Source organism: Rubrivivax benzoatilyticus JA2 = ATCC BAA-35, from assembly GCF_000190375.1.
Lineage (GTDB): Bacteria > Pseudomonadota > Gammaproteobacteria > Burkholderiales > Burkholderiaceae_C > Rubrivivax > Rubrivivax benzoatilyticus.
In genome coordinates this window covers 1-9,901 of record NZ_AEWG01000015.1, presented here as the reverse complement: position 1 = coordinate 9,901, position 9,901 = coordinate 1, and the positions used below count along the sequence as shown (strand labels likewise).

Here is a 9,901-nt window from a genome sequence, read left to right as displayed (position 1 = left end):
GNGGTGGCGCGGCACGGCCCCTCACCCCCACCCTCTCCCCCGCTCGCGGGGAGAGGGAGTCCTCCGGCGTGCACATGGCCGCGGCCTTCCTCGATCCAGTGCCACAGCTTCAGGTAGCCGACGAACTCGCTCTTCTCGTCGTCGAACTTGCGGTGCTTCTCGTCGGCGGCCTGCTGCTGCTCCAGCGGCCGGTCGCGCACGTCCTGCACCGACAGCGCCGAGGCGATGACCAGCACCTCCGACAGCGCGTGGCGGTCACGCGCCTCGAGGATCATGCGGCCGACACGGGGGTCCAGCGGCAGCTTGGCGAGTTCGCGGCCGGTCTTCGTCAGCTCGCCGCCGTCGTCGATCGCGTTGAGCTCGTCGAGCAGCGCGTAGCCGTCGGCGATGGCTTTCTTCGGCGGCGGCTCCAGGAACGGGAAGTCCTCGACCGTGCCCAGGCGCAGCGCCTTCATGCGCAGGATGACGCCGGCCAGCGAGGACCGCAGGATCTCGGGATCGGTGAAGCGCGGGCGCTGGTTGAAGTCGGCCTCGTCGTAGAGGCGGATGCAGACGCCGTTGGCGACACGCCCGCAGCGGCCGGCGCGCTGGTTGGCCGCGGCCTGGCTGACCGGCTCGACCTGCAACTGCTCGACCTTGTTGCGGTAGCTGTAGCGCTTGACGCGCGCCAGCCCCGAGTCGACGACGTAGCGGATGCCGGGCACCGTCAGCGAGGTCTCGGCGACGTTGGTCGCGAGCACGATGCGCCGGCCGTTGCCGGCCTCGAAGACGCGGTCCTGCTCGGCCTGCGACAGGCGCGCGAACAGCGGCAGGATCTCCGGCTGCGGCCCGCCGCGCGCGGTGCTGGCCAGGTGCTTGCGCAGGTGGTCGGCGGTCTCGCGGATCTCGCGCTCGCCGGGCAGGAAAACGAGGATGTCGCCCGAGCCGCCACGCCAGAGCTCGTCGACGGCATCGGCGATCGCGTCGCCCAGATCCCAGTCCTTTTTCTCCTCGAACGGCCTCCAGCGCTGCTCGACCGGGTACAGCCGGCCCGAGACCATGATCACCGGCGCCGGGCCCGCCGCCGACTCGAAGTGCTTGGCGAAGCGGTCGGCGTCGATCGTCGCCGAGGTGACGACGATCTTCAGGTCGGGCCGGCGCGGCAGCAGCTGGCGCAGGTAGCCGAGCAGGAAGTCGATGTTGAGGCTGCGCTCGTGGGCCTCGTCGATGATCAGCGTGTCGTAGGCCTTGAGCAGCGGGTCGGTCTGCGTCTCGGCCAGCAGGATGCCGTCGGTCATCAGCTTGACCGAGGCGCCCGGCTGCAGCCGGTCCTGGAAACGCACCTTGTAGCCGACGACCTCGCCCAGCGGCGAGTTCAGCTCCTCGGCGATGCGCTTGGCGACGCTGGAGGCGGCGATGCGCCGCGGCTGCGTGTGGCCGATCAGGCCGCGGCCGCCCTTGTCCCAGTTCGCCAGGCCGCGGCCCAGCTCCAGCGCGATCTTCGGCAACTGGGTCGTCTTGCCCGAGCCGGTCTCGCCGCAGACGATGACCACCTGGTGCTCGGAAAGCGCACGCGCGATCTCGTCTCGGCGAGCCGAGACGGGCAGCGATTCGGGATAGGTGATCGGCGGAACCGGGTTGGCCGGCCGCCCGGGGCGAGTGTCGGACACGGGGCGCGGATTATGGCCGCGCCCGCGGGATCACATCGCTTCGTAGCGGATGACGTTGATCGCCGCGCCGGTCGGGTCGCGCAGCACGGCCATGCGGCCGACGCCGGGCACGTCCATCGCCGGCACCAGCACGCTGCCGCCGAGGTCGAGCGCCTTGGTGATCGTGTCGTCGACCGAATCGACCGTGACGTAGCCCGCCCAGTGCGGCGGCACTTCCTTCGGCGTGTCGGGCGGGAAGGCCATGATGCCGCCGACCGCGGTGCCGTCGGCGGTCTTGACGACACGGTACGGGCCGACCGACATCTCGTGGGTCTCGACGGCCCAGCCGAAGAGCCCGGTATAGAACGCGGCGGCGCGCTCAGGGTCGGCCGTCAGCAGTTCGTTCCAGCTGAAAGCGCCGTGGGTCTTGAAGACGTCCATGCGATCTCCTGTCTGAGGGGTGCGGCGACGATGCTGCGGCACAATCGCCCGCGCCATGAGTGTCGTCTTCCCGCACACCTTCGTCCCCTGGTTCCGCGCCGTCGCGCCGTACATCCACGCCTACCGGGGCAAGACCTTCGTCGTCGCGGTGACCGGGGAGATGATCGCCGCCGGCAAGCTCAACGCCTTCGTGCAGGACCTGTCGATCCTGCACGCGATGGGGCTGAAGATCGTGCTGGTGCACGGCTTCAGGCCGCAGGTCGACGAGCAGCTCGCCGCCAAGGGCCACGTCTCGCGCTTCAGCCACGGCCGCCGCATCACCGACCCGGTGGCGCTGGACGCCGCCCAGGAAGCTGCCGGCCAGCTGCGCTTCGAGATCGAGGCCGCGTTCTCGCAAGGCCTGCCGAACACGCCGATGGCCAACGCCACGGTGCGCGTGGTCTCGGGCAACTTCCTCACCGCGCGCCCGGTCGGCATCGTCGACGGCGTCGACTTCCAGTCCAGCGGCCTGGTGCGGCGTGTCGACCACGCCGCGATCCGCCGCGCGATCGACATCGGCGCATTGGTGCTGCTGTCGCCGTTCGGCTTCTCGCCGACCGGCGAGGCCTTCAACCTGACGATGGAGGACGTGGCCACGTCCACCGCGATGGCGCTGCAGGCCGACAAGCTGGTCTTCATGACCGAGGTGCCGGGCATCCGCGAGAACCCCGCGGACCCGGAGAGCCCGATCGACACCGAGCTGACGCTGGCCGACGCGCGCCGGCTGCTGGCCTCGTGGCCGGCACCGACCAAGCCCACCGACCCTGCGTTCTACCTGCAGTACTGCGTCAAGGCCTGCGAACACGGCGTCGAACGCTCGCACATCCTGCCCTTCGCCGCCGACGGCTCGCTGCTGCTGGAAGTCTTCACCCACGACGGCATCGGCACGATGGTCGTCGACGAGAAGCTGGAAAGCCTGCGCGAAGCGACGCCCGACGACGTCGGCGGCATCCTGCAGCTGATCGAACCCTTCGAGCGCGACGGCACGCTGGTGCGACGCGAGCGCACCGAGATCGAACGCGACGTCTCGGCGTACACCGTCATCGAGCACGACGGCATCATCTTCGGCTGCGCCGCGCTCTACCCCTACCCCGAGGCGCGCACCGCCGAGATGGCGGCGCTGACCGTCTCGCCGCTGGCGCAGGGCCAGGGCGACGGCGAGCGCATCCTCAAGCACATCGAGCACCGCGCCAAGGCGATGGGCCTGGACAGCGTGTTCGTGCTGACCACGCGCACGATGCACTGGTTCATCAAGCGCGGCTTCGCCCAGGTCGACCCCGACTGGCTGCCCGAGGCGCGCAAGCGCAAGTACAACTGGGACCGGCGCTCGCAGGTGCTGGTCAAACGACTGTTCTGAACGACTGGAGACCCCGATGGCCCGCATGGTGAACTGCGTCTACCTGAAGAAGGAAGCCGAAGGCCTGTCCTTCGCGCCCTACCCCGGCGAGCTCGGCAAGCGCATCTACGACAACGTCTCGAAGGAGGCCTTCGAGCAGTGGAAGCGCCACCAGACGATGCTCGTCAACGAGAACCGCCTGAACCTGGCCGACGCCCGCGCCCGCCAGTACCTCGCCCGCCAGATGGAGCAGTTCTTCTTCGGCGGCGGAGCCGACGCGCCGGCGGGCTATGTCCCGCCGGCAGCCTGAGCGAAGCTCGGGCATGAAGAACTGCGGGGTGCACTCATCTGCGCGCAGCGCAGGTGACGTGCACACCAACGGTTCCTTCTTCGGCGGCGGAGCCGACGCGCCGGCGGGCTATGTCCCGCCGGCAGCCTGAGCGACGCCGATGACCCGACAGGAATACAGAAAAACGAGAATCGTTCTCGTTACAAGCTAGACTCCCGGCCTCGTCAATCGTCCGGGAGTCCTTCATGTCGGGTTCGTCCTTCGTCCGTGCGGCCGCGGCCGCCGTGCTTCTCGCCGCCGTCTCCGCCGCCCAGGCCCAGACGCCGGTGCTGAATCTCTATTCGGCGCGCCACTACCAGACCGACGAGGCGCTCTACGACAATTTCACGAAGGCGACCGGCATCCGCATCAACCGCGTCGATGCCGACGACGCCGGCGTGCTGGCACGCCTGCAGAGCGAAGGACAAAACAGCCCGGCCGACGTCGTGCTGCTCGTCGATGCCGCCCGGCTGTGGCGCGCTGAAAACCAGGGGCTTTTCCAGCCGGTGAAGAGCCGGGTGCTCGAGCAACGGATTCCCGCGACGCTGCGCAGTGACGACGCCGGCCAGGGCTCGCAGTGGTTCGGCTTTTCGACGCGGGCGCGCGTCATCGTCTACGACAAGGCCCGCGTCAAGGCCACCGAAGTCGACACCTACGAAAAACTCGCCGATCCGGTGAACAAGGGTCGCGTCTGCACGCGCTCGGGCTCGCATCCCTACAACCTGTCGCTCTTCGGCGCCATGCTCGAGCACCTCGGCCCGCAGAAGACCGAGGCCTGGCTGCGCGGCGTGGTCGACAACATGGCCCGCCCGCCCAAGGGCGGCGACACCGACCAGATCAAGGCCGTGGCCAGCGGCGAGTGCGCTGTCGCGGTGACCAACAGCTACTACCTCGCGCGGCTGATGCGCTCGGCCAACCCGGCCGACCAGCAGGTCGTCGAGCGCATCGCCGTGGTCTTCCCGAACCAGGCCACGACGGGCACCCACGTCAATATCGCAGGCGGTGCCGTGGCGCGCCACGCGAAGAACCGGGAGGCCGCCGTGCGATTCCTCGAATACCTCGCCAGCGCCGACGCCCAGTTGTATTTCGCCAACGGCAACAATGAATGGCCGGCAGTCACCGAGGTCAAGCCGCGCAATCCCGCACTCGAGTCCTTCGGCAGCTTCAAGATGGAATCCGTGCCGGTTTCGACGATCGGCCGCAACCAGGTTCCGGTGCAGCAGATGCTGGACCGCGTCGGTTACCGCTGATTTCGCGCTGCGAGATTTCTCGCGGGTCGATCGGGGTGCCGGTGGTATATTCCCCGGCACCGACGGATTCGACAGGAGATACCTCGATGGCCACGTTGTCCGAACTGCTCGCGCAGAAGGCTGCACTCGAAAAGCAGATCATCGAGACGCAGCGCGAAGAACGCGCTGCAGCGATCGCCCAGGTGAAATCGCTGATGTCGCAGTACGGGCTGACGCTGGCCGACCTGAGCGGCAAGACGAGTGCCGCGGCCCCGCGCCGCGGCAGCACCGGCAAGGTGCCGGCCAAGTTCCGTGATCCGGACACCGGCGACACCTGGTCGGGCCGCGGCCTGCAGCCCAAGTGGCTGAAGGCGGCGCTGGCCAACGGCCGGTCGCTGTCCGACTTCGCCGTCTGAAGACGGCCACCCCAATGCGGGGCGGGCCCGGGTCGATGCCCGGGTGCGGCGGTAGCATCCGGCGGTTCGCCTGCCGCCGCCACCCCACCCCCGCGTGACCCCTTCCGAAAGCCGCCGACTTCTGCCCCGACTGCGGGCGGACTGGCAGACTGGCCCCGCACGAGCCGTCGGCGCTTTCGCCGCCGCGCTCGGTTGCCTGCTCGCCGGCCTGCTGGGCGGCTTCTCCCTCGCCGACATGCCGTGGAGCACGATGGGCCCCACGGCCGGCGTCGTGCTCGCCTGCGTGCTGCGCTGGGGCGCCGCGGCCGGCGCCGGCGCCGCCCTTGGCGCCGCGCTGGCGTTGCTGGCGCTGCCGCTGCCGCCGCTGGAGATCGCGATCGCGCTGGTGGCTCTGGGCTGCGGCCTGGCCCTGGCCTGGCGCCTGCTCGGCGAGGTCGGCTTCGAACGCCGGCTCGAACGCGCCCGCGACGTCGGCTGGCTCGCTGCCGCGGCGACGCTGGCCTTCGGCCCGGTGGCGGCGATCGTCGCTGCCGGCGCGCTGCGCTGGACCGCGCTGTCACCGACGGTGGATCAGGCCGGGCCGGTCCTGGCCGCCTGGGCGACACTGGCCGTCGGTGCACTGCTGACCGCCTTCCCGCTGCTGGCCCTGGACCAGCGTGCGATGGCGGCGCTGGCGAAGCCGGCACGCGCCGCGAGTGCCCTGGCACTGATCGGCGGCGCGACGGCCGCCACCGTGCTGCTGTGCATGCCGGCCAACCATGCCGGCGCGCTGGCCCCCCTGCTCCCTTTTCTGCCGCCGCTGCTGCTCGTCACGCTGGCCGCGCTGCACGGTGCGCCGCTGGCCGGCGCGGCGCTGCTGGCCTGCACCACCGCCGGCGCACTGGCCACCGCCTCGGGTTCGCCGTGGTGGGCCGGCTCGCTGCAGCCGGGGGCGCTGGCCACCGGCACGTGGCTCGCGACGCAGGCCGCGATGCTGCTGATCCTGCACGCCAGCGCCGTCGAGGCCCGCTGGCGCGAGCAGCGCTGGGAGTGGGCACTGGACGGCTCGCGCCTCGGCGTGGCCGACTGGCACGTGCATCGCGGCGAGGGGTTCGCGTCGACGGCCTGGCGCACGCTGGCCCCGGCGCAGGCCGCCGCCTGGTCCCCGGCCACCTGGCTGGCGCAGGTGCACCCGGACGACCGCAGCCACCTGGAGGCGGCGATCGCGCTGATCGACTCCGGCCAGGCCGGCCGCCTGCCGCTGGAACTGCGCATGCGCCACGACGGCGGCTGGCGCTGGCGCCAGGCCACGCTGCTGGTCATCGAACGCGGCCCCGACGGCCGCCCGGCGCGCATCCTGGCGACGCTGGCCGACATCGAGGAGCGCCACGAGGCGCAGGACCGCCAGCGCCTGTCGGCCAGCCTGTTCCAGCACCTGCACGAAGGCCTGCTCGTCACCGACGCCGAACTGCGTGTGCTCGAGGCCAACCCGGCCTACGGCGAGATCCTGGGCGTGGCGCGCGAGCAGTTGATCGGCACCGTGCCCTCGCTGCTGAGCCCGGCGCCCGACGACGCGCGTGCGCGCCAGCAGCGCGCCGAGATGTGGGCCGCGCTGCGCGAGCAAGGCAGCTGGCGCGGCGAGCTCGACGAACGCGCCGCCGACGGCAGCCTGCGCACGCTGCAGGCGACGATCTCGGCCGTGCCCGGGGCCGACCGCCGGATCAGCCACCACGTGCTGGTGATCTCCGACATCACCGAGCAGCGCCAGCAGCGCGAACGGCTCGAGCGCCAGGCGCTGTACGACGAGCTGACCCGGCTGCCCAACCGCGCCCACCTGTCGACGCTGCTGGCCGAAGCGATGGAGGTCGCCGACCGCGACGGTTTCCTCGTCGCCGTCTGCTACCTGGACCTGGACCGCTTCAAGCCCGTCAACGACCGCTTCGGCCACGCTGCCGGCGACCGGCTGCTGGTGGAGCTGGCGAGCCGGCTGCGCAACACGCTGCGCCGCCGCGATCAGTGGGCCGACGTCGCGGCGCGGCTTCACGGCGACGAGTTCGTGCTGCTGCTGCGCGCCGGCTCGATCGACGAGGTCCGGCGCGCGATCGTGCGCGTGCTGCGCGTGCTGTCGCAGCCCTATCTGGTCGACAGCTCGGCGGCCCCGGTGCCGATCACGACCAGCCTCGGCGCGACGCTGTATCCGCTGGACCGCAGCGACCCCGAGGCGCTGCTGCGCCACGCCGATCACGCGATGTACGAAGCCAAGCAGTCGGGCCGCAACGGCTACGTGCTGTTCGATCCCGCCAGCCGCCGCGAGCGCGAGGCGCTGGCGATGGCCCAGGAGGAGATCGAACAGGCGCTGGACCGCGGCGAGCTGATGCTGCGCTACCAGCCCAAGGTCGACATGCGCAGCGGCCGCGTCGTCGGCTTCGAGGCCCTGCTGCGCTGGGAACACCCGTTCAAGGGCGAGCTGCCGCCGCACAGCTTCCTGCCCTGCATCGAGGACGACCGGCTGCTGGTGCGCGTCGGCGACTGGGTGCTGTCGCAGGCCCTCGAACACCTGGCGCAGTGGCGCCGCGACGGCCTGGACTTCGCGGTCGGCGTCAACGTCTCGGCCCGCCACCTGCGCCGCCCGGACTTCGCCGCCCAGCTGGCGGCGCTGATCGCACGCCACGGCCACGACCTCGCGCCCTATCTCGAGCTGGAGGTCGTCGAGACGGCCGCGATCGCCGCCGAGGACAGCCCCACCACCACCGAGCAGATGAAGCTGTGCCGGGAGCTCGGCGTGCGCTTCGCGCTCGACGACTTCGGTACCGGCTACTCGCCGCTGCGCTACCTGAAGGACCTGCCGGCCGACACGCTGAAGATCGACCGCAGCTTCGTGCACAACATGCTCGACGACGCCCAGGACCGCGGCATCGTCGAGGGCATCATCAGCCTGGCGCGCACCTTCGGCTGCAGTGTCGTCGCCGAGGGGGTCGAGACGCCGGCTCAGGCGCGCATGCTGCTGGAGCTGGGCTGCGACATCGGCCAGGGCACCGGCATCGCCTCTCCGCTGCGCGCCCAGCAAGTGGCCCAGTGGGTGCGCGACTTCCGCGGCATGTTCGTCATCGCGCCGGCGGGGGCCGCCGACGGCTTGGCTAGACTCGGCGGGTGATTCCCGCCGGTTTTCTCCAGGATCTGCTGTCCCGCGTCGACATCGTCGACGTGGTCGGCCAGCACGTCGAGCTCAAGCGCGGCGGCGCCAACCTGATGGGCCTGTGCCCGTTCCACGCCGAGAAGTCGCCCAGTTTCTCGGTCAGCCCGAGCAAGCAGTTCTATTACTGCTTCGGCTGCGGCGCCTCGGGCGACGCGATCCGCTTTCTCACCGAACACCTGGGCCTGAGCTTCGTCGAGGCGGTGCGCGACCTGGCGCAGCGTGTCGGCATGCAGGTGCCCGAGGAGCAATTGAGCGCCGAGGAGCTGGTGCGCCGCGACAAGCTGCGCGAACGCCGGCTGTCGCTGGGCGAGGTGCTGGTGCGCGCCAACGACTTCTACCGCGGCCAGTTGAAGACCAGCCCGCGGGCGGTCGGCTACCTGAAGGCGCGCGGCCTGACCGGCGTCGTCGCCGCGCGTTTCGGCCTCGGCTACGCGCCGCCGGGCTGGCGCACGCTGGCCGGCGTCTTCCCGCGCTACGACGACCCGCTGCTCGAGGAAGCCGGCCTGGTGCGCCACCGCGAGGCCGCCGACGGCGAGTCCGAGGACAGCGAGCGCGGCCGCTACGACTGGTTCCGCGACCGGGTGATGTTCCCGATCCGCAACGTCGCCGGCGAGGTCATCGGCTTCGGCGGCCGCGTGCTCGACGACAGCAAGCCCAAGTACATCAACTCGCCCGAGACGCCGCTGTTCAGCAAGGGGCGCGAGCTCTACGGCCTGTTCGAGGCCCGCCAGGCGCTGCGCGAACGCGGCTGCGCGATCGTCGTCGAGGGCTACATGGACGTCGTCGCGCTGGCCCAGCACGGCGTGAACAACGCCGTCGCGACGCTGGGCACGGCCTGCACCGCCGAACACGTGCAGAAGCTGTTCCGCTTCACCGACGCGATCGTCTTCTCGTTCGACGGCGACGCCGCCGGCCGGCGCGCGGCGGCGCGTGCGCTCGAGGCCGCGCTGCCGCACGCCACCGACCTGCGCAGCGTGAAGTTCCTCTTCCTGCCGCCCGAGCACGACCCCGACAGCTACGTTCGCGAGCTCGGCGTCGAGGCCTTCGAGCAGGCGCTGGCCGCGGCCGTGCCGCTGTCGCGCCAGCTCGTCGAGCTGGCCGCCGAGGACGCCGACCTGTCCAGCGCCGAAGGCCGCGCGCGCCTGGCCGCGCAGGCCCGGCCGCTGTGGTCGGCGCTGCCCGAAGGCAGCCTGAAGGACCAGCTGCTCGGCGAGATCGCCGAACGCGCCCGGCTGCCGCGCGAAGACCTGGCGCGGCGCTGGGGCCTGCGGGCCGGCGAGGCCACGCGGCCGGCACCGGAGGCGCCGCA

Annotated in this window: 8 protein-coding genes; 6 read left to right on the top strand and 2 right to left on the bottom strand. The window is 71.2% G+C overall.

Features of this window, described 5'->3' with window-relative positions:
- Both hrpA and RBXJA2T_RS01400 read right to left on the bottom strand, forming a co-directional pair.
- The coding region (gene hrpA, locus RBXJA2T_RS01405) for an ATP-dependent RNA helicase HrpA (RefSeq protein WP_009855525.1) at positions 1-1,649 on the bottom strand (1,649 nt) is incomplete at its 3' end.
- A gap of 30 nt (positions 1,650-1,679) precedes the next feature.
- Entirely contained in the window at positions 1,680-2,069 is a 390-nt protein-coding gene (locus RBXJA2T_RS01400; RefSeq protein WP_009855524.1) for a VOC family protein, read from the bottom strand.
- A 55-nt stretch (positions 2,070-2,124) separates the two neighbouring features.
- Between RBXJA2T_RS01400 and argA the strand changes: the two genes are divergently transcribed.
- From argA to dnaG, 6 genes are all read left to right on the top strand, one after another.
- Complete coding sequence (gene argA / locus RBXJA2T_RS01395; RefSeq protein WP_009855523.1) at positions 2,125-3,465, top strand: amino-acid N-acetyltransferase; 1,341 nt, start codon at positions 2,125-2,127, stop codon at positions 3,463-3,465.
- Between the two features lie 16 nt (positions 3,466-3,481).
- Positions 3,482-3,754 (top strand): oxidative damage protection protein, encoded by a 273-nt coding sequence (locus RBXJA2T_RS01390; RefSeq protein ID WP_009855522.1) that lies wholly within the window; start codon positions 3,482-3,484, stop codon positions 3,752-3,754.
- Positions 3,755-3,978: 224 nt separating this feature from the next.
- Complete coding sequence (locus RBXJA2T_RS01385) at positions 3,979-5,022, top strand: Fe(3+) ABC transporter substrate-binding protein (RefSeq protein WP_009855521.1); 1,044 nt, start codon at positions 3,979-3,981, stop codon at positions 5,020-5,022.
- An 86-nt stretch (positions 5,023-5,108) separates the two neighbouring features.
- Complete coding sequence (locus tag RBXJA2T_RS01380; RefSeq protein ID WP_009855520.1) at positions 5,109-5,417, top strand: H-NS histone family protein; 309 nt, start codon at positions 5,109-5,111, stop codon at positions 5,415-5,417.
- Between the two features lie 94 nt (positions 5,418-5,511).
- Positions 5,512-8,550: a GGDEF domain-containing phosphodiesterase gene (locus tag RBXJA2T_RS01375; protein ID WP_029718344.1), complete on the top strand. Its 3,039-nt coding sequence runs from the start codon at positions 5,512-5,514 to the stop codon at positions 8,548-8,550.
- On the top strand, positions 8,547-9,901 hold a 1,355-nt coding region (dnaG, locus tag RBXJA2T_RS01370), incomplete at its 3' end, for a DNA primase (RefSeq protein ID WP_009855518.1). The genes RBXJA2T_RS01375 and dnaG, both read left to right, overlap by 4 nt.

What these genes read in the sequence shown, in the direction of transcription:
- RBXJA2T_RS01400 (WP_009855524.1), bottom strand. Translation starts at nt 2,069, where the DNA reads ATGGACGTCTTCAAGACCCACGGCGCTTTCAGCTGGAACGAACTGCTG.
- argA (WP_009855523.1), top strand. Translation starts at nt 2,125, where the DNA reads ATGAGTGTCGTCTTCCCGCACACCTTCGTCCCCTGGTTCCGCGCCGTC.
- RBXJA2T_RS01390 (WP_009855522.1), top strand. Translation starts at nt 3,482, where the DNA reads ATGGCCCGCATGGTGAACTGCGTCTACCTGAAGAAGGAAGCCGAAGGC.
- RBXJA2T_RS01385 (WP_009855521.1), top strand. Translation starts at nt 3,979, where the DNA reads ATGTCGGGTTCGTCCTTCGTCCGTGCGGCCGCGGCCGCCGTGCTTCTC.
- RBXJA2T_RS01380 (WP_009855520.1), top strand. Translation starts at nt 5,109, where the DNA reads ATGGCCACGTTGTCCGAACTGCTCGCGCAGAAGGCTGCACTCGAAAAG.